The organism is Cloacibacterium caeni, assembly GCF_907163105.1.
Taxonomy (GTDB): Bacteria; Bacteroidota; Bacteroidia; order Flavobacteriales; family Weeksellaceae; genus Cloacibacterium; species Cloacibacterium caeni_A.
Window position 1 is genome coordinate 1,521,883 of sequence record NZ_OU015321.1, and the last position, 19,854, is coordinate 1,541,736.

21 protein-coding genes are annotated in these 19,854 nt (G+C 33.0%); 12 read left to right on the forward strand and 9 right to left on the reverse strand.

Annotated features, from left to right (window positions below; genetic code table 11):
• Positions 1-38: 38 nt before the first annotated feature.
• A complete protein-coding gene (locus tag KKQ76_RS06920; protein WP_213196446.1) occupies positions 39-476 on the reverse strand; it encodes a DUF1016 N-terminal domain-containing protein in 438 nt (145 codons plus the stop codon).
• A gap of 117 nt (positions 477-593) precedes the next feature.
• Between KKQ76_RS06920 and KKQ76_RS06925 the strand changes: the two genes are divergently transcribed.
• Both KKQ76_RS06925 and secG read left to right on the forward strand, forming a co-directional pair.
• Complete coding sequence (locus KKQ76_RS06925) at positions 594-1,076, forward strand: hypothetical protein (protein ID WP_213196448.1); 483 nt, start codon at positions 594-596, stop codon at positions 1,074-1,076.
• A 67-nt stretch (positions 1,077-1,143) separates the two neighbouring features.
• Positions 1,144-1,482 carry a preprotein translocase subunit SecG gene (secG, locus tag KKQ76_RS06930; protein WP_069799356.1) on the forward strand — a complete coding sequence of 113 codons (339 nt, stop codon included), beginning with the start codon at positions 1,144-1,146 and terminating at the stop codon, positions 1,480-1,482.
• 50 nt (positions 1,483-1,532) lie between these two features.
• Here secG and KKQ76_RS06935 read toward each other — a convergent pair whose 3' ends face one another.
• The 3 genes from KKQ76_RS06935 to recR are packed head-to-tail and all read right to left on the reverse strand — an operon-like array spanning position 1,533 to position 3,789.
• Positions 1,533-2,372, reverse strand: coding sequence for a glycosyltransferase family 2 protein (locus tag KKQ76_RS06935; RefSeq protein WP_213196449.1), 840 nt, complete (start codon positions 2,370-2,372; stop codon positions 1,533-1,535).
• Positions 2,372-3,157 (reverse strand): glycosyltransferase family 2 protein, encoded by a 786-nt coding sequence (locus tag KKQ76_RS06940; protein ID WP_213196451.1) that lies wholly within the window; start codon positions 3,155-3,157, stop codon positions 2,372-2,374. The genes KKQ76_RS06935 and KKQ76_RS06940 overlap by 1 nt, the downstream gene beginning before the upstream one ends.
• 20 nt (positions 3,158-3,177) lie before the next feature.
• Positions 3,178-3,789 carry a recombination mediator RecR gene (recR, locus tag KKQ76_RS06945; protein ID WP_213196453.1) on the reverse strand — a complete coding sequence of 204 codons (612 nt, stop codon included), beginning with the start codon at positions 3,787-3,789 and terminating at the stop codon, positions 3,178-3,180.
• 76 nt (positions 3,790-3,865) lie between these two features.
• Here recR and KKQ76_RS06950 point away from each other — a divergent pair, with 76 nt between their 5' ends.
• The 3 genes from KKQ76_RS06950 (at position 3,866) to KKQ76_RS06960 (ending at position 6,413) form a co-directional block, all read left to right on the forward strand.
• Positions 3,866-4,462 carry an LURP-one-related/scramblase family protein gene (locus tag KKQ76_RS06950; protein ID WP_246501360.1) on the forward strand — a complete coding sequence of 199 codons (597 nt, stop codon included), beginning with the start codon at positions 3,866-3,868 and terminating at the stop codon, positions 4,460-4,462.
• 46 nt (positions 4,463-4,508) lie between these two features.
• The gene (locus KKQ76_RS06955; RefSeq protein WP_213196454.1) at positions 4,509-4,892 is read left to right on the forward strand and encodes a hypothetical protein; all 384 of its coding nucleotides are present in this window, start codon (positions 4,509-4,511) and stop codon (positions 4,890-4,892) included.
• A gap of 78 nt (positions 4,893-4,970) precedes the next feature.
• Entirely contained in the window at positions 4,971-6,413 is a 1,443-nt protein-coding gene (locus KKQ76_RS06960) for an aminoacyl-histidine dipeptidase (protein ID WP_213196455.1), read from the forward strand.
• 100 nt (positions 6,414-6,513) lie between these two features.
• On the opposite strand, the gene KKQ76_RS06965 is transcribed toward KKQ76_RS06960, so the two are convergent.
• A complete protein-coding gene (locus tag KKQ76_RS06965) occupies positions 6,514-6,846 on the reverse strand; it encodes a 2Fe-2S iron-sulfur cluster-binding protein (protein ID WP_213196457.1) in 333 nt (110 codons plus the stop codon).
• A 59-nt stretch (positions 6,847-6,905) separates the two neighbouring features.
• Positions 6,906-7,958 carry an NAD(P)/FAD-dependent oxidoreductase gene (locus KKQ76_RS06970; RefSeq protein ID WP_213196458.1) on the reverse strand — a complete coding sequence of 351 codons (1,053 nt, stop codon included), beginning with the start codon at positions 7,956-7,958 and terminating at the stop codon, positions 6,906-6,908.
• 185 nt (positions 7,959-8,143) lie between these two features.
• Between KKQ76_RS06970 and KKQ76_RS06975 the strand changes: the two genes are divergently transcribed.
• Both KKQ76_RS06975 and KKQ76_RS06980 read left to right on the forward strand, forming a co-directional pair.
• On the forward strand, positions 8,144-8,908 hold the full coding sequence (locus tag KKQ76_RS06975; protein ID WP_213196459.1) for a DUF3108 domain-containing protein: 765 nt from the start codon (positions 8,144-8,146) through the stop codon (positions 8,906-8,908).
• A 134-nt stretch (positions 8,909-9,042) separates the two neighbouring features.
• On the forward strand, positions 9,043-11,469 hold the full coding sequence (locus tag KKQ76_RS06980) for a DUF5916 domain-containing protein (RefSeq protein WP_213196460.1): 2,427 nt from the start codon (positions 9,043-9,045) through the stop codon (positions 11,467-11,469).
• A 75-nt stretch (positions 11,470-11,544) separates the two neighbouring features.
• Here KKQ76_RS06980 and pheS read toward each other — a convergent pair whose 3' ends face one another.
• The gene (gene pheS, locus KKQ76_RS06985) at positions 11,545-12,555 is read right to left on the reverse strand and encodes a phenylalanine--tRNA ligase subunit alpha (protein ID WP_069799384.1); all 1,011 of its coding nucleotides are present in this window, start codon (positions 12,553-12,555) and stop codon (positions 11,545-11,547) included.
• A gap of 154 nt (positions 12,556-12,709) precedes the next feature.
• Entirely contained in the window at positions 12,710-13,366 is a 657-nt protein-coding gene (locus tag KKQ76_RS06990) for a YceI family protein (protein WP_213196462.1), read from the reverse strand.
• Positions 13,367-13,457: 91 nt separating this feature from the next.
• Between KKQ76_RS06990 and KKQ76_RS06995 the strand changes: the two genes are divergently transcribed.
• On the forward strand, positions 13,458-14,396 hold the full coding sequence (locus KKQ76_RS06995) for a sulfate/molybdate ABC transporter ATP-binding protein (protein WP_213196464.1): 939 nt from the start codon (positions 13,458-13,460) through the stop codon (positions 14,394-14,396).
• Positions 14,397-14,727: 331 nt separating this feature from the next.
• Here KKQ76_RS06995 and KKQ76_RS07000 read toward each other — a convergent pair whose 3' ends face one another.
• On the reverse strand, positions 14,728-15,060 hold the full coding sequence (locus tag KKQ76_RS07000; protein ID WP_213196465.1) for a zinc ribbon domain-containing protein YjdM: 333 nt from the start codon (positions 15,058-15,060) through the stop codon (positions 14,728-14,730).
• An 86-nt stretch (positions 15,061-15,146) separates the two neighbouring features.
• Between KKQ76_RS07000 and KKQ76_RS07005 the strand changes: the two genes are divergently transcribed.
• The 4 genes from KKQ76_RS07005 (at position 15,147) to KKQ76_RS07020 (ending at position 19,716) form a co-directional block, all read left to right on the forward strand.
• A complete protein-coding gene (locus KKQ76_RS07005) occupies positions 15,147-15,515 on the forward strand; it encodes a hypothetical protein (RefSeq protein WP_213196466.1) in 369 nt (122 codons plus the stop codon).
• Between the two features lie 173 nt (positions 15,516-15,688).
• Positions 15,689-16,891 (forward strand): RsmB/NOP family class I SAM-dependent RNA methyltransferase, encoded by a 1,203-nt coding sequence (locus tag KKQ76_RS07010; RefSeq protein WP_213196467.1) that lies wholly within the window; start codon positions 15,689-15,691, stop codon positions 16,889-16,891.
• A 245-nt stretch (positions 16,892-17,136) separates the two neighbouring features.
• The gene (gene asnB / locus KKQ76_RS07015) at positions 17,137-18,807 is read left to right on the forward strand and encodes an asparagine synthase B (protein ID WP_213196469.1); all 1,671 of its coding nucleotides are present in this window, start codon (positions 17,137-17,139) and stop codon (positions 18,805-18,807) included.
• 102 nt (positions 18,808-18,909) lie between these two features.
• Positions 18,910-19,716, forward strand: a complete 807-nt coding sequence (locus KKQ76_RS07020; protein ID WP_213196471.1) for a GLPGLI family protein — start codon at positions 18,910-18,912, stop codon at positions 19,714-19,716.
• The last annotated feature ends 138 nt before the right edge of the window (positions 19,717-19,854 follow it).

Consider the following 19,854-nt stretch of genomic DNA (forward strand, 5'->3'; position numbering starts at 1 on the left):
TTTCAAAAACATATATTTTGACCTCTTTAGAAGCAATTTTAGAGAGGTTTATTTTCAATTTGATGAATCAGCACGTTTTTAGTCCACCCAAATTTTTTGGTTGCCAAAATATAGAATTCTCTTTCTTTTGGGTTTTTGCATTTTTTCAGAATAGAGATATGTTTGCTCCAACTAATTTCTCGTACCAATGGTGCGAGATTTTCAACTGATTGATATTCAGAATAAAACTGCGCCATCAACCAAAGATTCCCCACCGAAAAACCGCCAACTCCTGGAAATTCATTTTGTAATTCTTTAGAAAGTGTAGGAACGATAGATTTGCCCCAACTTTCGGATTGTTTTTCTGCAATAGATTTACCGATTTCCCAATACAAATTGATTAAAGCCACGTTTACGGCTTTCATGGCTTCGTATTGAGCGTTTCTTACTTTGGTTTTAATTTCAGAAATAAAGGTAATTTGTGAGCTTTCTAACATGGTGGTCGTTTTTAAAATATGGTATTGCTAATTTATGAAAATTTAAATCTAAATTTTACTTAGATTTACCACCAAAAGTTATCCTATTAATATTAACGTCTTGATTTCAATAAAAATATGAAAAAAATATATTTAGTCATTCTAACGCTCGCTTTGGTTTCTTGTCAGAAAAAAAATGAAACTCCTGAAACCCTTTCTCCTGAATTGGCTTCTTATGAGCAAAAAAGTGCTTCTGATTCATCAAATGTGACAAATGCACAGAATTCTGCGCCTATCATAATGAACAACTCTGCTCCTGTTGCTCCACAAAGTAATACAGTTTCAGTCAATCAGCCAAAACCAACTGCACCGGGAATGAATCCACCTCATGGACAACCGAATCACAGATGTGACATTCCAGTTGGCGCTCCATTAAATTCTAAAAAAGCTGAAGCTACAACGGTAAAAACCACTGATATTCAAACCACTACCACTGCTCCAATTGCTGCACCACAAAACAACGCTGGTTCTACAACAGTAGCAGATGGAATGAATCCTGCACACGGACAGCCCGGTCACAGATGTGATATTCCAGTTGGTGCACCTTTACCAACAAATTAATTTATAATATTTTACAAATTTTATAAAAATAATCACTACATTTGCAACTCAAAAATTTTAATATAAGATGAGTACTATATTTAGTCTTTTCATGGTGTTAATCATCATAGCTTGTGTTTTATTAGTTATTATTGTAATGGCACAAAACCCAAAAGGTGGAGGTTTATCTGCTACCTTTGGCGGTTCTTCTGCACAATTCGGCGTACAGAGAACGAATGATTTTATGGAAAAAGCCACTTGGGTATTAGCGATTATCATTGTTTCATTGATTTTCTTAAGCGTAGTGCTTACTGCAAAACCAAGCGTACAAATTAAAGACGTAAATGCTCCAGAGAAAAAAGAAGCTAAAGCTCCTGCTCAATCAGCTCCACAAGCTCCGGTTCAAAAACCAACTGCTACGAAATAATTTATTATTTACAATATCTAAAAAGCGATTCAGAAATTCTGAATCGCTTTTTATTTGAGTTGAAGTTTTGCTATCAAGTGTCGAACTTTCAGTCCAAATTTCAAAAACTGATATTGCAACGGTGATTGTTTCTTGTAATATTTTTCAATGAAAATCTGCATGGCTCCGTAAAAATTAGAAAGGTATTTTTCATCTTTTACCGTACTTTCGCCTTTGATGTGCAAAATAGAATTTTTACCGTAATACCAGTTCTGATAACCTTTTTTCAGCAAGGTGTAACACAAATCTATATCTTCTCCGTACATAAAATACGATTCATCTAAACCGCCAATTTCCAGATATAATTCTCTTTTCATCAATAAAAAAGCACCTGTAATCACTTCGACTGGGGCAATTTCTGTTTCTGCAATGTCGTTTCGGTAATAGTTTTTCTTAGAAGACTGATTCGACTGAAATGGTGAAAATAATTTTTCAAAGGAATTAAACACATCAGGAACAGAACGTTTGCATTCTGGTAAAAAATTGCCCTGCAAATCGTGAAATCTCACGCCAAGACAACCCAAATTTTCTTGAGCATCTGCAAAATCCAAAATTTCACGCATGTAGTTTCCTTCTAATTCTGTATCTGGATTGAGCAATAAAATATATTCGCCTTTTGCCGTTTTTACAGCTTTATTATTGGCTTTGGCAAAACCTTCATTGGATGAATTTTCTATAAAATTAACTGTAGGAAACTCCATTATTAAATCTTTCCATGAAGTATCTGGCGATTGATTATCAATCACAATTACTTCATAATCAATATCATGTACATATTTTTCAATGGATAAAAGACAATTTCTTAACCACTGTGTAACGTTGTAATTTAATATGATGATGGAAAGCTTCATTATATTCTCGCTCTTATAATTCTGATGATATATTTTAACTTCAAAAACAAATAGAAAAAGAAATATTCTATTGCCGAAATTCTTTTTTGCTGAAGCATTTCTTTAAGATTTTTCTGAAAACCTTTTTCCATTGCTGAAAGATTTCCCGAAAGTCCAGATTCACCGAAAGATTTTTTTCCTGAACCCGTAATCACTAAACTTTCTCCTAAAACGAACATTTTATTTTTTTCAGAAACTCTGAGCCAATAATTGGCATCTTCTGCAAACCTTTGATTTTCATTAAAATAACCTGTATCTTCTACTACTTTTCTTCTAAAAATTGCGGTGGGAGTTGGCCCTACATTTCTGATTAATATTTTCTTCATAGAGATTTCCGCCAGTTTTTTCCCATTAAAAATATAGGGAAATCCAGATTGTTCATCATTGGCTAAAGCCACCAAAAAATCAATTTCTGAATTTTCTGTTAAAACCTTCATCATCACTTTGGTTTTGTGTGGCAACCAAACATCGTCTGCATCCAAAAAAGCTATAAATTCACCTTTAGCCAATCTCAAACCCGCATTTCTAGCTGAAGAAACGCCTTTGTTATACTGATGAATCAATTGAATATTTAACTGAGGATTTTCGTCAATAAATTGTTGAACTTTTTCAGCGCTTTTATCTGTAGAACCGTCATTGATTACCAAAATTTCAAAATCAAAATTCCCTTCTTGATTTTTCACCGAATCCAGTGCAGCTAGAATGGTATTTTCGGCGTTGTAAAGAGGAATAATTCCAGAAATCATACTGCGAAATTTTTATAAAATTACATTTTTTCGTTGTAAGGCAATCTGTTCACAATACTTCTTCCCAAAGAGATTTCGTCTGCATATTCCAGTTCATCACCCACGGAAATCCCACGAGCAATCGTAGAAAAAGTCACCGGAAATTCTTTGAATTTTTTGTATAAATAATATGCTGTAGTATCTCCTTCCATGGTTGCAGAAAGCGCAAAAATCAACTCTTTTACTTTTCCTTCATTCAGTTTTTTTTCAATAGAAGAAATATTCAATTGGTGTGGCCCAATTCCTTCCATGGGAGAAATTTTACCGCCCAGAACCAAATATTTACCATTAAATTTAGCCGTATTTTCTATCGCCATGACATCTCTTACATCTTCTACAATGCATAGCACCTCATCATTTCTCTTATAATTACTGCAAATTTCGCAAATATCTTCATCTGAAAAATTATGACATTCCTGACAATATTTAATGTCCGTTACCAATTTTTGGATGGCTTTACCTAGTGCCATTCCTTGAGATTCTGGAACGCGAAGCAGATGCAAAGCAAGTCTCAATGCAGATTTTTTACCAATTCCGGGCAAACTAGAAATTTCTTCTACGGCTTTTTCTAAAACTTTACTGGGAAAATTCATTATACAAATGTACTTTTTAATTTGAAAATCTGAAAATTTGAAAATTTAAAATTATCTTTATCAAAAATAAATTTCTATGCAAAATCTTCAGTATCCGCTATTTTTAAAATTTAAAATTTCTACCCTTTCAAGTGATTTCAATATTTCTGACAAAAACGGAAATTCTTTGGCTTATGTTCGTCAAAAATTATTCAAACTAAAAGAAGATGTAGTTGTTTACAATAACGAAAGCAGAACGCAGGAAAACTTTAGAATAAGAGCTAATCAATGGATAGATTTTAACGCAAGTTATGCCATAACAGACAACACTGGAAAAAATTTAGGAAAAATCGCCAGAAAAGGAATGCGCTCTATTTGGAAGGCTACTTATTTTGTAATGGATGCTTTTGACAACCAAAAATATAAAGTTCAGGAAGAAAATGCTTGGGTAAAAATTATAGACGGATTCTTTACCGAAATTCCAATTTTGGGAATTTTTACAGGTTATTTTTTCAATCCTACTTATATTGTTCACGATAATAATGGAAAGGAAATTTATCGTTTGAAGAAAATGCCTTCATTTTTTGGTAGAAAATTCCAGTTAGACCAAATCAATGACATTGCAGATGAAGACGAAACTTTAGTGGTTTTAAGCCTAATGATGATGGTTTTATTAGAAAGAGCAAAAGGTTAACATCAAATAAAAAATGTTTATTATCTTTGATAAAATCCAATCACTTATGAAAAAACTAATATTACTTTCAGCAATACTATTTTCAGCACTTTCTTTTGCACAACAAAATTCTTCTAACAATGTAAAAAGAGACAGCGATAATTATCAAAGCTATTTTACCATGAATGATGTTTCGGTTAAAAATAATGAAGCAGATTTAGAAATTAGCAAATATTATTTTGACATCAGAAAATACATCAAATCAAAAAAAGAGTTACTTTCTTCAGAAGATTATCAAACGCTGATGAAGCAAAACGAAAAAGACTTTACTACCATTAACAAAGCAGTTTATGGAATGAGCGCTCGATTATTTTTAGAAAAATACGGCGAAGAATTAGAACAATACAAGAAAAAAATTTACGAACAAGTAGATTTACTTGCTAAAAAATAAAAGAAAAGCCTGCATTTTGCAGGTTTTTTTTATGTTTACATTTTCACGATTCATTATCTTTGTAAGAAATCATTTTATATGTCAATTACCCATTTAGAACCTCAAAATATTTGGAAAAACTTCGCGGCACTAAATGCCGTTCCACGTCCTTCTAAAAAGGAAGAAAGAGTTATCGCTTTTATTAAAAATTTTGGCGAAAATCTTGGTTTACCAACCTCTGTAGACGAAGTAGGAAACGTTATCATCAAAAAACCAGCAACCGCAGGAATGGAAAACCGTCAAACTGTGGTTTTACAATCTCACCTTGACATGGTTTGTCAGAAAAATAATGATGTAGATTTCGATTTTGATACACAAGGAATCGAAATGTATGTAGATGGAGATTGGGTGAAAGCAAAAGGAACCACTTTAGGTGCAGACAATGGACTTGGCGTTGCAGCCATTATGAGTATTTTAGAAAGTACAGACATTGCTCATCCTGCTATTGAAGCGCTTTTTACCATAGATGAAGAAACGGGAATGACGGGAGCGCTTGGTTTAAAACCTGGTCAATTAACAGGCGAAATTTTATTAAATCTAGATACTGAAGAAGATGACGAAATAGATATAGGTTGCGCTGGTGGTATCGATGTAACGGCTTCTGCCAACTATACTGTGACTTCTACTTCTTCCAATTTTGTAAAAATTGAAATCAAAGGTTTACAAGGTGGTCACTCTGGAATGGATATTCATAAAGGTTTTGGCAACTCTAATGTAATCTTGGGAAGATTGCTTTGTGCAGGAATTTCAAACGAAATTCAATTGATTTCTATTGACGGAGGCGGATTGAGAAACGCTATTCCTAGAGAAGCTCACGCTTTGTTTGCTGTAAATAACGCTTCTGAATATTTACAGAAATTAGAAACTCTTAAATCTGATATTTTAGAAGAATTTGCATCGGTTGAAAAAGATTTAGAAATCAATTTCGCTACCGCTGAAAATACAGAGAACGGACTTTCTGTGGAAGATTCTAAAAAAATTATTTTGGCGCTAAAATCTGCTCACAATGGTGTGTACAGAATGTCTCCAGACGTTGCAGATTTAGTAGAAGCTTCTAACAATATTGCAAGAGTAGAATTGAAAAACGGTGGTTTAAAAATCTTAAACTTAACTCGTTCTTCAGTAGAATCTACCAAAATGGCTGTTGCCGAACAACTGAAATCTGTTTTTGAACTGGCAGGAATGCAAGTTGAGTTTTCTGGATCATACCCAGGTTGGAAACCAAAACCAGGTGCAGAAATCATTAAAATCATGACAGAAATTTATGAAAAGGACTTCGGAGCAAAACCTCACGTTGTTGCTTGTCATGCTGGTTTAGAATGCGGAATTATTGGAGCGAATTATCCAAAAATGGAAATGGTAAGTTTCGGGCCTACGATTAGAGGAGCGCATTCTCCAGACGAAAGAGCGAATATTCCATCTGCTCAAAAATTCTGGAAATATTTACAAGAAATTTTGAAAAATATTCCTGTAAAGAATTAAATATCAAATAATTACCCATAAAAAAGACGCAACTAAGTTGCGTCTTTTTATTTTTGATGAACAAGTCCTAACTTGTCTCTACTTTATTTTTTCAATTTCCTTATTCATAAGGAGCCAATTCTACTTCTAACCCTTCTAAATCTTCTGTGATGTGAATTTGACAACCTAATCTAGAATTTTCTTTCACATTATAAGCTTCAGAAAGCATTGCTTCTTCTTCATCTGATTTTTCAGGAAGCGGAGTGTCACTTTTTACATAGCATTGACAAGAAGCGCACATTGCCATTCCTCCACAAACGCCAATTGTTCCTTCTTCTGCTAATTCATAGAGTTTCACGATTTCCATCAAGTTCATTGCCATGTCTGTAGGCGCTGCCACTTCATGGGTAACTCCGTTTCTATCTGTAATTTTTATATTTACGTCTAATGCCATTAATTCAAAATTTAAAATTCAAGATTCAAGTTTTTTACTTGAATCTTTTCACTTGGCTCTTAATCTATCTTCTTCACTACTGCTTTTTCAGCTTCTTTTCTGGTTCCATCAAAACCATCTACTCCACTTACTGTGGTATATTTCAAGACATATTTTCTGCCAGGATTCATTCTATTGTAGACACTTTGACACATCAAAGTTGCTTCGTGGAAACCACACAAAATTAATTTTAATTTTCCTGGATAAGTATTCACGTCGCCAATTGCATAAACGCCTTCAATATTGGTTTGATAATCCAAAGCGTTATTTACCACAATCGCATTTTTCTCAATTTCTAATCCCCAATTCGCAATATCACCTAATTTAGGAGTTAATCCAAATAGCGGAATAAAATAATCGGTTGCTAAATCGTAAACTTCACCTTCTTTATCTACTGTAATAGCTTCTATATGACCATCACCTTTTAGACCAATTACTTCTGCTGGCGTGATTAAGTTAATTTTACCTGCGTTTTTAAGTTCTTGTACTTTTTCTACAGAGTCAAGAGCACCTCTAAACTCATTTCTACGGTGAATAAGCGTAACAGATTTTGCCACATTAGACAAGAAAATACTCCAGTCCAGTGCAGAATCACCACCACCAGCAATTACAATATTTTTATCTCTGAAATGTTCAGGATTTTTCACAAAATATTCTACTCCTTTTTCTTCGTAGTCTGCGATATTGTCAATCAACGGTTTTCTCGGCTCGAAAGTTCCTAAACCACCAGCAATTGCCACAGCTTTTGCACGGTGAACGGTACCTTTATTGGTAATCACTTCGAACGTCCCATCTTCTAATTTATTAAGAGTAGTTGCAGTTTCTGCCAAAGTAAAACCAGGCTCAAACTGTTTAATTTGTTCCATTAAATTATCTACCAATTCCCCTGCTAACACTGATGGATAACCAGGAATATCAAAAATTGGTTTCTTAGGATAAAGTTCTGCCAATTGCCCGCCTGGTTGTGGCAATGCATCTATGATGTGACATTTAATTTTAAGTAAACCTGCCTCAAAAACAGCAAAAAGACCGGTTGGTCCGGCTCCGATAATCAATAAATCTGTATTTATCATTTATATATTTTTTATTGTAAATTTGAATTACGAATAAAAACTTTTCATTTTTTGCAAATATAGCAAATTTTGTGGTTTGGCCTATGTAACTTTTATGACATTTGTCACAACTGATTATGCTTAAAATTGCCACTTTAAAATTTTGGCAAAGAATTTGCGAAGAAATAAATATTTAAAAATCGATTATGAAAAAAATCTTCAATTTTATATTTTTATTAATTTCAATCACTGTTTTTTCACAAATTGACAATATTAAAAGTGGTGAAAAACTCTCGTATAGATTACATTATGGTTTCTTAAATGCAGGAACAGCTACATTGACCACCAACCAAATTACTTATAAAGGAAAACCTCATTACAGAGTGACAGGAGTTGGGAGAAGTACAGGTACAGTAAGAGCTTTCTTCAAAGTAGATGACATCTATGAAAGTTACATCAATATCGCTACTGGATTGCCAAGTTATTATGTAAGAAACGTTTCGGAAGGTGGTTACAGAAGACATTATGAAACCGAATTTAACCATGATAATCAATCACTTACACTCACCAATAAACTAGACCAAACTTCTAAAAATTTTAAAACCATGAGAGGAATTCAAGATATGCTTTCTTCTTTTTACAACCTTAGAAGCATGGACAAATCTAAATTTAAAGTAGGAAGTAATATTAAAATGAACGTTTGGATTGATGACGAATCCTATCCTTTTATGCTAAAAGTGGTGGCCGCAGAAAATAAAACGACCAAATTTGGTAATATTTCTTGTCTTAAAATCAAACCTTACGTAATGAGTGGTAGAATTTTTAAATCTCAAGAAGGCGTTACGATGTGGGTAACCAATGACGAAAACCACGTTCCCGTAGAAATTAGAGCAGAACTTTTAGTAGGTTCTCTCAAAGCAAGTTTAGACGGTTATGCCAACGTAAAATATCCTTTGAATTTTTCTAAATAAAATTTCTTGAAATATAAAATCCGACAATTTTTGTCGGATTTTTTTGTACTTAATGTAATAAAACTAAAAGATTAGTTGTTCTAATTGAAACAAATGAAAATATTTTGCAACTAATTTCTTTAAATAAAAAATACATGAAAGTTCAAATCATCATCTTATTCACTTTTCTTTTTGTCGGTTTTTCCTCGGCACAAGAAGAAAAAACCGAAAACATTACCCGGAAAACCATTAACGCGGTAAGAGTAGAAAAAGCGCCAAAGATTGATGGAATTTTAGATGATGAAATTTGGAAAAACGCACCTATTGCTAATGATTTTATAGAACTAAGACCTAATAATGGCAAAGCTGAAAATCCTGATTTCAAAACAGAAGTAAAAGTCGCTTATGACGATACCGGGATTTATGTTTCTGCGATGATGTATGACAAAGAACCTTCTAAAATTGGGAAAGAACTCACCGAAAGAGACAATATAGGAAATGATGATTTTTTTGTACTTTTTATTAATGGATACAATGATAAACAGCAGAGTTTGGAGTTCTTTGTAACTGCGGCAGGTGTACAAGCAGATAGCAAAATTACCAATCAAAATGGTGAAGATTTTTCGTGGAACGGAATTTGGTATTCTGGCGTGAAAATTTTAGAAAACGGTTGGTCTGTTGAGATGAAAATCCCTTATTTCGAGATGAGATTTCCTAAAAGCGAGAGACAACAATGGGGAATTAATTTTTTCCGACAAGTTAATCGATTGCAAACCGCTTATACATGGAATCATGTGAATAATCAAAAAGGAAGCTTCTTATTATATGACGGAATTCTAAACGGCGTAGAAAATATACAAACGCCTACCAGATTGTCATTCCTCCCCTATTTTTCGAGTTATGTAAATTATTATGACGGAAAAACCACTACCAACATCAACGGCGGAATGGATGTAAAATACGGAATTAATGACGCTTTTACACTAGACACCACTTTGATTCCAGATTTTGGACAAACCAATTTTGATGCTACCGTTCTAAATTTAGGACCATTTGAACAACAATTCAGCGAACAGCGTTCGTTTTTCAATGAAGGAACAGAACTTTTCAATAAAGGAAACCTATTTTATTCCAGAAGAATTGGTGGTTTCCCAAGTAAGTTTCCTCAACTTGCAGCCGATGAAGAATTTGCAGAAAATCCAGAAAAAGTAAAACTTTTTAACGCTACTAAAATTTCTGGAAGAACAAAAAAAGGCTTAGGAATTGGATTTTTCAATGCCATTACCGAAAAAACAGAAGCTTCCATCAGAAATATCAACACTGGCGAAATCAGAAAAGAAGTAACAGAACCTTTGGCGAATTACAATGTCTTTGTTTTAGACCAAAGATTTCGTGAAAATTCTTCGGTTTCCCTCATCAATACAAGTGTGATGAGAAGCGGAGATTTCAGAGATGCCAATGCAACTGGAGTTTTCCTAGACTTAACCAATAAGAAAAATACATTTTCGGTATTCGGTTCCACAGAAGGAAGTTGGGTTTTCGAAAATCAAAAACAAAAATTCGGTTTTGAAGGAAATGCTGGTTATAACCAAATTATTAAAGGGCATCAATTCGGCGCAGAAGTTTTCTTGAGAGATAAAAATTATGACATTAACGACCTTGGATTTACTGGACAAACCAATTATGTGAATTATAGCGCGAATTATAATTACCGTTATTTGCAACCAAAAGGCAATATCAATCAATTGAATTACAGCCTTAAAGTAAATAATAACAGAAGGTTAGAAACTGATTTATTTGCAGATTTCGTGATTCACCAAAATTTACAAATTACCAATAAAAAGTTTTTTAATTTCGGAGGTGGATTGATGGTAAAACCACTTGGAACCAATGATATTTACGAACCGAGAACCTTCGGAAAATATCTTTTCATTCCGGCAATGTATAATCCATGGGTTTTTGCCAATACAGATGAAAGAAAAAAATTCAAAATCGGTGGTTATGTAGAATTTTATAAATACAATGAAGACAAGAGAATTACGTACATGTCAGAAATCAATACCCGATATCGATTTAATGACCATTTCTCTATTTTCCACACTTTAAATTATGCTAATTTCAATAATGAAACAGGATTTGTAGGAAAAGACGACACGAATATTTTCATTGGCAGAAGATTAAGAAATTCTGTAGAAAATAGCGTTTCTTCTCAATATACTTTTAATGAAAAAATGGCGATTAATCTTACTTTCCGTCATTATTTTTCTGAAGTTGCTTACAGACAATTTTACACGTTAAAAGATAATGGAGAACTTAATCCAGACACTAGTTTCGCAGAAAACAAAGACGGAACTTTTAATTCATGGAATCTGGATTTACGTTACAGTTGGTGGTTTGCGCCAGGTTCACAGCTGACTTTACTGTACAGAAATCAAGCTCAGAATTTCTTAGATGTAGCCAGATTAAGCATGAGAGATAATTTCGACCGATTGTTTAATGAACCTATGATTAACAATCTTTCGCTCAGAATTACTTATTTCTTAGATTACAACAGAGCAAAAAATTGGTTCAAAAAATCTTAAAAATAAAAAAGCGTTCAAAAAATTTTGAACGCTTTCTTTTTATCATTTCTGAAAATTTCAATAATAAATTCTAATTTATAAATGCCCGAATTGCTCTAGCATTCTCTTATCATTTTCGAAGAACATTCTGATGTCTCCCAATTGATAAAGCAACATTACGATTCTCTCGATTCCCATTCCGAATGCGTAACCAGAGTATTTATCCGCATCGATATTTACATTTTTAAGAACAGCAGGATCTACCATTCCACAACCCATAATTTCTAACCAACCGGTTCCTTTGGTAATTCTGTAATCGGTTTCAGAATTCAATCCCCAATAAACATCTACTTCTGCACTTGGCTCTGTAAAAGGGAAATAAGAAGGTCTCATTCTGATTTTTGATTTCCCAAAAAGTTCTGTAGTGAAAAACTGTAAAGTTTGTTTCAAATCTGCAAAACTCACGTTTTCATCAATGTATAAACCTTCTATTTGGTGGAAAATACAGTGTGAACGAGAAGAAATAGCTTCGTTTCTGAAAACTCTTCCCGGAGAAAGAATTCTAATTGGCGGCTGATTTTCTTCCATGTGACGAATTTGCACCGAAGAAGTATGCGTTCTTAATAAAACATCTGGATTTTGCTCTATGAAGAATGTATCTTGCATATCTCTTGCAGGATGATATTCTGGTAAATTAAGCGCAGTAAAGTTGTGCCAATCATCTTCTATTTCTGGTCCATCAGAAACTGCAAAACCAATAGATTTAAAAATCTCAATAATTCTGCCTTTCACTAAATTAATAGGATGACGAGAACCCAATTCCAACGGAAAAGCAGGTTTCGTAAGGTCTTCTTTTTCGATAATAATTTGGCTAGAAGTAGCTTCTTTCAGTTCTTCTAACTTAGTATTCACGGCTTGTTTGAGTGTATTGATTTTTTGACCAAATTCTTTTTTCTGTTCATTCGGAACTTCTTTAAATTTTTCGAAAAAATCATTTAAAATTCCCTTTTTCCCATTGAATTTGATACGAAATTGTTCAATTTCGTCTTTGTTAGTAGAAGTAAAACCTTGCACTTCTTTCAATAACTCATCTATCTTATCTAACATTGGTTTGCTTTATAGAATTGCAAAAATACGGATTTTAATTTTTAACCACAAAAACCAGCACAGAATAATCCCGAACTTAATTCATAAAAAAGAACTCACAAAACTGCGAGTTCCTATTTTTTTCACTTGGTTATTTTTACTTGGCTCTTGAGAATTACTTGCTTTCTAAAGCTTTTACCAAAATCTGAAGATTAATTTCTTTGTTCAGCAAACCATTTTCCAGAGGAAGCTCAAATTTTAACCCGAAATCTTCTCTATTGATATCTGTTGGTTCACTTGCAATGCTTACATTTCCTTCTGCAACCGTTACATTTGCTTTAAACTGAACTGGTTTTGTGATGCCTTTAATCGTAAGATTTCCTTCTAAAAGCGTGTTATAATCTCCAGCTGCATTTTCGGTTACTTTGGTAATTTCATAAGAAGCGGTAGGAAATTTTTCTACCTCGAAGAAATCTCCACTTTTCAGATGACCTTCTAATTTAGCTTTCATTTCTTGGTCATCTTTTAAATCTATATTTTCTAGTGTGGTAATATCTGCCACAAATTTCCCTGATTGCAGTTTACCATCTTTTACGGTAACATCTCCACTTTCAAATTTTATAGAACCGAAATGTGTGGTTTGATCCGACTTTAGCACTTTATAACCTTTCCACTCTATTCTACTGTTCATGGTGTCTACTTTGTAGAGTACACCATCAGTTTCGGCTAAAACTTCATTGGCTTCGCTAGTTACAGGTTTATCTTTTCCACAAGAAATCACTAAAAAAGAGAGCGCTAAAATCCCCAAAACTCTATATAAATTCTTTTTCATTTTTAACTGTTTTTTATCATTTTACTTCTGCTAAAGTAAGAAATTTCTCTTCAAATTTTCAAAAATTCTTTTATTATGCTTATTTTTGTATATGCTTTTGAATGTTAGAAACTTATATTTCGGTTACAAACCCGGAACTTTACTTTTCAGAAATATCAATCTTTCTGTAGAAAAAGGTAAAATTATTGCTTTGGCTGGCGAATCTGGCTGTGGAAAATCTACTCTTCTTAATATTGTTTACGGATTGCTGAATTGGCAAAGCGGAGAAATTTATCTGGAAGAAGAAAGACTTTTCGGACCGAAAGGAAACATTGTCCCAGGCGAACTCGGCATGAAGTTGGTTTCTCAGAATTATGATTTAATGCCCTATCTTACTGTGGCCGAAAATATTGGGAAATTTATTTCTAACACCAATCTTTCAGAGAAAAAGCAAAAAATTCAGGAGCTTTTACAAGTAGTTGGACTAGAAGATTACGCGCATGTTTTGCCAAAAAATTTAAGTGGCGGTCAGCAACAGCGAGTTGCGATTGCGAGAGCGCTTTCTGTAATGCCAAAACTGCTTTTATTAGATGAACCTTTCAGTAATTTAGATTATTCCAGAAAAATGGAATTGAGAGAACGTTTGTTTAATTATGCTAAAGAACATGAACTTTCTGTGATGATTTCTACTCACGAAATTCAAGAAATTCTTCCTTGGACTGACCAAATCATTGTTTTACAAGAAGGAAGATTGATTCAAAATGACAATGCTGAAGAAACTTTCAGAAATCCTTATAATGCTTATGTAGCAAAACTTTTGGGCGAAGTAAACACCATTTCCGAAGAAGAAAAATCGGTACTCAACGTTTCTAAAAATTATTTCTTCCCGCATCAAGTAAAACTCACCGAAAATGGTTTAGATGCTCAAATTGTAGAGAGCAGATTTGCGGGAAACCATTATTGGAACAAGATTTTGGTTCATAATATTCCGCTTGTTATGTATTCAGAAAACAAATTGGAGGGAAATATTAAGATTGAGGTTAAGGATTAGGTAAAGGTAAAGGTAAAGGTAAAGGTAAAGGTAAAGGTTGAGTTTAAAATTCATCGTTTAGAACATCCAACTAAAATTTCATTTTATTTCTAGAAAATTTATTAATTTTGTCTTCCCTGAAAAACGTAAGGAAATTTTTGGTTAATTCTCTTTCTGCCTTGATGGACTGAAATTAGATTCGTTTCGTGCGAACAATCAAAGTCTTAGAAAAGAACCCTGCCAAATCTTTCCTTTTTTTTTTAGAAATTGTGCTAATTTCCTCGAATTATACAAATTTTGCCAAATCAGTAATTTGAGTAACTCGAGAAAATTTGTGCAAATTAAAAAGTACTTAAGCTTTTTTCACAAATTCAGACTTCAATGCCATTGCTCCGAAACCATCTATTTTACAATCGATATTGTGATCAGAACCTGGTCTTAATCTAATATTTTTCACCTTAGTTCCTGCTTTTACAGGTTTTGGTGCTCCTTTTACTGGCAAATCTTTAATAACTACCACAGAATCACCATTTTGCAATTCATTTCCGTTGCTATCGAAAATTTTATCTTCTGCACCTACTTCTGCAGGATCAAACTCATGGAAACATTGGCTGCAAACCAAAAGATTGTCTTGTTCGTAGGTAAATTCGCTTCCACATTTTGGGCAATGCATTAATTCACTCATTTTTTAATTTTTTGCAAATTTATGTTTTTCTCACAGAAAACACAGAATTGCACAGAAATTTGTTAATTTTAGTGAAAATTAAAATTATGAAATATTTATTTTGGCTTTTAGCTATTTTTACCATTATTTCTTGTGATCCAGGTTATGCTTATTATGTTAGTAATAATACAGAAAAAGATATTTATGTAATCACAAAACCTCCAATAAAAGTATATGATAAAAATATTTATTGTAGAGAACTAGATTCTGCTATTATTAAACCTAAAGAAACATTTAGAATATTTGGGAGTATTGGTTATGGTGGCGGTGAAGATAGTTTTCCTTTTCATCAAATAATTATTAATAAAGAGAATGATTCAATCGTTTTAAAAGATAAAAGTGAAATAAATAAAATATTTAATCAAAATAGAAAGAAAAAAATTTTTTCAGCTACCTATACTTTATATGTTAATTAAAACTATTTCTTCAAATAGATTTTTCACTTCGCTTTGCTAGGTTCAGAATGAAAGCGTTCCAAAAAACCTTTATAAAAACTACTATACTCATTTGTTTGAACTTCCAGCAAAAAATTCCGTATTTTTGCAGAAATTTTAGGTTTAAAATCTAAAATTCATAATTTAATATTCGTATGCAACTTATCCACAGAAATCTACTCATCGGTATTCACGATGCACTACAAGAAACTTTTTTCGAAAAAAATAAATACGCAGATAAAGTCATAGAAAGACTTTTGAAGGCTCATAAAAAATGGGGAAGCGAAGACAGAAAGGTAGTTTCTGAAATTTTCTACAACATTATCCGTTGGAAAAAACGCCTAGAATATTACATTGGAGAAGGCGCAAAACCTAATAACATTTACAGACTTATCCTAGCTTATTTGCTTTGGAGCGAAACAGAATATAAAAAATTCGAAGAGTTTCAAGGAATAAAAGTTGCGGATATTATTACCAAATTAAAGAAAGGAACCGTTCCTACTAAAGCTTTTGAACATTCTATCCCAGATTGGTTGGTAGAAACTTTAGAAAAAGAACTCGGTGAAAACTGGGAAAAAGAAATGATTGCGCTTAATGAACAAGCGCCAACTATTTTACGTGCCAATTCTTTGAAAACCTCAACAAAACACTTAATCGAAGAACTAAAACACGAAAATGTAGAAAGTTTTCAAGTTCCAGGCTTCGAAAACGCGGTACAGTTGGAAGAAAAGAAAAATGTGTTCTTAACTTCAGCTTTTAAAGATGGTCTTTTTGAAGTACAAGATGCTGGCTCACAGAAAATTGGAGAATTTCTAGATGTAAAACCTGGAATGCGTGTAGTAGATGCTTGTGCAGGAGCTGGAGGAAAAACGCTTCACCTTGCTGCTTTGATGGAAAACAAAGGTCAAATCATTGCCATGGATATTCACGGTTGGAAATTAGCCGAACTGAAACGTAGAGCAAAAAGAGCGGGAGCTCACAATATAGAAACCAGAGAAATTACAGATAATAAAGTCATCAAAAGATTACACGAAAAGGCAGACAGACTTTTGATAGACGCGCCATGTTCTGGTTTAGGCGTTTTAAAAAGAAACCCAGATTCTAAATGGAAAATTGACCAAGATTTTATCGATAGAATTAGAAAAGAGCAAGAAACCATTCTTCAAGATTATTCTAAAATCATTAAAAAAGGTGGAAAAATGGTTTACGCCACTTGTTCTATCTTGCCAAGTGAAAACAATGAACAGGTAGAAAATTTCTTGAAAAACAATCCTGATTTCAAATTAGTAAAAGAAGAAAAAGTAATGCCAAGTACAGGTTTTGACGGATTTTATATGGCTCTGATTGAAAGAGTTTAAATAAATTCACAATATAACTTTTAAAGCAACCGTGAATAAAGGTTGCTTTTTTTATTTTTTCAACTTAAAAAAATTCGCATCCTTGTTTCAAAACAATCGTTTAAATTAAAAATATTTCTAAAATAAAGTTAATTAGTTGAAATTATTAACCAATTTTAATCTTTTATTTTTATTTATAAACTTTAAATCTATTTTTGCATACGAAACATAAACATTTAATCAACTTTAAAATATTTATTTAAGATATGTGCGGAATTGTATGCTTGTTTGATGCGAAACAAAAAACAGACGCTCTGCGTCCTCAGATATTAGAAATGTCTAAAAAAATTAGACACCGCGGTCCAGATTGGAGCGGAATTTTCCAATCAGAAAAAACCGTTTTCTCTCACGAAAGACTAGCAATCGTAGACCCAACTTCTGGGAAACAACCTCTATTTACCAAAGACGGAAAAGTAGTTCTTGCTGTGAATGGCGAAATCTACAACCACCAAGAACTCAGAAAAGAATTCCCTGATTATGAATTCCTTACTCAGTCTGATTGTGAAGTTATCTTGGCACTTTATAGAAAATACGGCAAAGATTTCATCGAAAAACTCAACGGGATTTTTGCATTTTCACTTTATGACATTGAAAATGACATTTATTTAATCGCAAGAGATCACATGGGAATTTGTCCGCTTTATCAAGGTTGGGACAAACACGGAAACTATTATGTAGCTTCTGAACTGAAAGCTTTAGAAGGCGTTTGCAATAAAATTGAGACTTTTTTACCTGGGCATTTTGTATACAGCAAAGACGGTCAAGAACTTCAACAGTGGTACAAAAGAGATTGGGAAGATTTTGAAAACGTAAAAGATAACGAAACCAGCATTGCTGCCATTAGAAAAGGTTTAGAAGATGCGGTACACAGACAAATGATGAGTGATGTTCCTTATGGAGTTTTACTTTCTGGAGGTTTAGATTCTTCTATTATTTCTGCAATTGCAGCAAAATATGCAAAAAAAAGAATCGAAAGTGGAGACGAACAAGAAGCTTGGTACCCTAGATTACACAGTTTTGCAGTAGGTTTAGAAGGTTCACCAGATTTAGCGGCTGCTCAAAAAGCAGCAGAACATATTGGTTCTGTTCACCACGAAATTCACTTTACCGTTCAAGAAGGTTTAGACGCGGTAAAAGATGTAATTTATCACCTCGAAACATATGATGTAACCACAGTAAGAGCTTCTACACCGATGTATTTAATGGCGAGAGTGATTAAATCTATGGGAATTAAAATGGTACTTTCTGGTGAAGGAAGCGATGAACTTTTTGGAGGATATTTATATTTCCACAAAGCTCCCAATGCTAAAGAATTCCATGATGAAACGGTAAGAAAACTAGGGAAATTACACTTATACGATTGCTTGAGAGCCAACAAAGCATTAATGAGTTGGGGAATTGAAGGAAGAGTTCCTTTCTTGGACAAAGAATTTATGGATATTGCCATGACCGTAAATCCTGCAGATAAAATGGTTACTGCTCACGAACCAAAAATTGAAAAATGGTTATTGAGAAAAGCTTTTGAAGATTTGTTACCAGAATCGATTGCTTGGAGACAAAAAGAACAGTTTTCTGACGGAGTTGGTTACAGCTGGATTGACACTTTAAAAGAAATTGCCGAAAAAGAGGTGACTGATGAAATGATGGCAAATGCAAAATTCCGTTTTCCTCAAAACACTCCTCAAAACAAAGAAGAATACAGATACAGAACGATTTTTGAAGAGCATTTCCCTAGTGAAACCGCTGCTTTAACCGTTCCTTCCGTTCCATCAGTAGCTTGTTCTACGCCAATTGCTTTGGAATGGGACGAAGCTTTCAAAAAAATGAATGATCCGAGCGGAAGAGCCGTGATTTCCGTTCATGAAGATTCTTATTAGAAATTGTTATTCAAAATTTGATATGAAGAGAAGTCTGTCCAAATTTTTTGGGCAGACTTTTTTATGTGAAAAATTTACTAAATTTATAGAAAAATCAAAGCCATGAAAAAAACCTTTATTTTCAGTTTTCTATTATTGAATATTTTAACATTTTCTCAAATCAACAGATTTTATTATGAATTAAACTATAAACCAAACAAAGACTCTAGCAAAATTGAAAAACTTCTTACAGTTCTTGATATTAAAGATGGCAAATCACTTTATCTAAACCAAGAACTTGCTGTTCATGATTCAATTATTACTGCGTCAAACGAAAACCCTTCTAAATTCGAACTGTTTGATTGGAAAACCTTTTCCAATAATACACCTAAAAACTCTGTCAAAATTATTAAAGAAAATGGCATTGTAACACAAAAAGAAGTAATAGGAGAAGTTCAGAATTTTAATTATGTAGAAAAGATAAATTTTAATTGGATACTTAGCAACGAATTTCAAAAAATAGAAAATTATAACACTCAAAAAGCCACAACAGATTTTGGTGGACGAAAATGGAATGCTTGGTTTACTACCGAAATCCCCATCAATGATGGCCCTTATAAATTCTTTGGACTCCCAGGTTTAATTGTAAAAATTGAAGATTCAGAAAAAGAGTATTCATGGACATTGAAAGGAAATTATTTTTGCAAAGAAAATTGTTCTTTCCAACAAGAATCGCACAACGAAAAATACATTAAAACAATTAAAGTATCTAAAGAAAATTTTCTAAAACTTAAAACCAATTATAAAAAAGACCCTTTACAAGGCGCTGACGTGGCAAATCCAGAAATAAATCCAACTTTTATAAAAGAATACAAAGAAAGATTGCTAAAAAAAATAAATTATTACAACAACCCTATTGAAAGAGATTAATGAGCTTAAACAATAAAGAAAGTCTGTCAATAAAATTTGAACAGGCTTTTTTGTAATTTGTAAGACTAAAAACCACAATTTGATTAAGCATTAAAAAAATCATATTTTTGCATAGAATTTGTATCAAAATAGAAATTT

Bases quoted from the DNA above. Each gene is read 5' to 3' on its own strand.
- KKQ76_RS06920 (WP_213196446.1), bottom strand. From the start codon at position 476: ATGTTAGAAAGCTCACAAATTACCTTTATTTCTGAAATTAAAACCAAA.
- KKQ76_RS06925 (WP_213196448.1), top strand. From the start codon at position 594: ATGAAAAAAATATATTTAGTCATTCTAACGCTCGCTTTGGTTTCTTGT.
- secG (WP_069799356.1), top strand. From the start codon at position 1,144: ATGAGTACTATATTTAGTCTTTTCATGGTGTTAATCATCATAGCTTGT.
- KKQ76_RS06935 (WP_213196449.1), bottom strand. From the start codon at position 2,372: ATGAAGCTTTCCATCATCATATTAAATTACAACGTTACACAGTGGTTA.
- KKQ76_RS06940 (WP_213196451.1), bottom strand. From the start codon at position 3,157: ATGATTTCTGGAATTATTCCTCTTTACAACGCCGAAAATACCATTCTA.
- recR (WP_213196453.1), bottom strand. From the start codon at position 3,789: ATGAATTTTCCCAGTAAAGTTTTAGAAAAAGCCGTAGAAGAAATTTCT.
- KKQ76_RS06950 (WP_246501360.1), top strand. From the start codon at position 3,866: ATGCAAAATCTTCAGTATCCGCTATTTTTAAAATTTAAAATTTCTACC.
- KKQ76_RS06955 (WP_213196454.1), top strand. From the start codon at position 4,509: ATGAAAAAACTAATATTACTTTCAGCAATACTATTTTCAGCACTTTCT.
- KKQ76_RS06960 (WP_213196455.1), top strand. From the start codon at position 4,971: ATGTCAATTACCCATTTAGAACCTCAAAATATTTGGAAAAACTTCGCG.
- KKQ76_RS06965 (WP_213196457.1), bottom strand. From the start codon at position 6,846: ATGGCATTAGACGTAAATATAAAAATTACAGATAGAAACGGAGTTACC.
- KKQ76_RS06970 (WP_213196458.1), bottom strand. From the start codon at position 7,958: ATGATAAATACAGATTTATTGATTATCGGAGCCGGACCAACCGGTCTT.
- KKQ76_RS06975 (WP_213196459.1), top strand. From the start codon at position 8,144: ATGAAAAAAATCTTCAATTTTATATTTTTATTAATTTCAATCACTGTT.
- KKQ76_RS06980 (WP_213196460.1), top strand. From the start codon at position 9,043: ATGAAAGTTCAAATCATCATCTTATTCACTTTTCTTTTTGTCGGTTTT.
- pheS (WP_069799384.1), bottom strand. From the start codon at position 12,555: ATGTTAGATAAGATAGATGAGTTATTGAAAGAAGTGCAAGGTTTTACT.
- KKQ76_RS06990 (WP_213196462.1), bottom strand. From the start codon at position 13,366: ATGAAAAAGAATTTATATAGAGTTTTGGGGATTTTAGCGCTCTCTTTT.
- KKQ76_RS06995 (WP_213196464.1), top strand. From the start codon at position 13,458: ATGCTTTTGAATGTTAGAAACTTATATTTCGGTTACAAACCCGGAACT.
- KKQ76_RS07000 (WP_213196465.1), bottom strand. From the start codon at position 15,060: ATGAGTGAATTAATGCATTGCCCAAAATGTGGAAGCGAATTTACCTAC.
- KKQ76_RS07005 (WP_213196466.1), top strand. From the start codon at position 15,147: ATGAAATATTTATTTTGGCTTTTAGCTATTTTTACCATTATTTCTTGT.
- KKQ76_RS07010 (WP_213196467.1), top strand. From the start codon at position 15,689: ATGCAACTTATCCACAGAAATCTACTCATCGGTATTCACGATGCACTA.
- asnB (WP_213196469.1), top strand. From the start codon at position 17,137: ATGTGCGGAATTGTATGCTTGTTTGATGCGAAACAAAAAACAGACGCT.
- KKQ76_RS07020 (WP_213196471.1), top strand. From the start codon at position 18,910: ATGAAAAAAACCTTTATTTTCAGTTTTCTATTATTGAATATTTTAACA.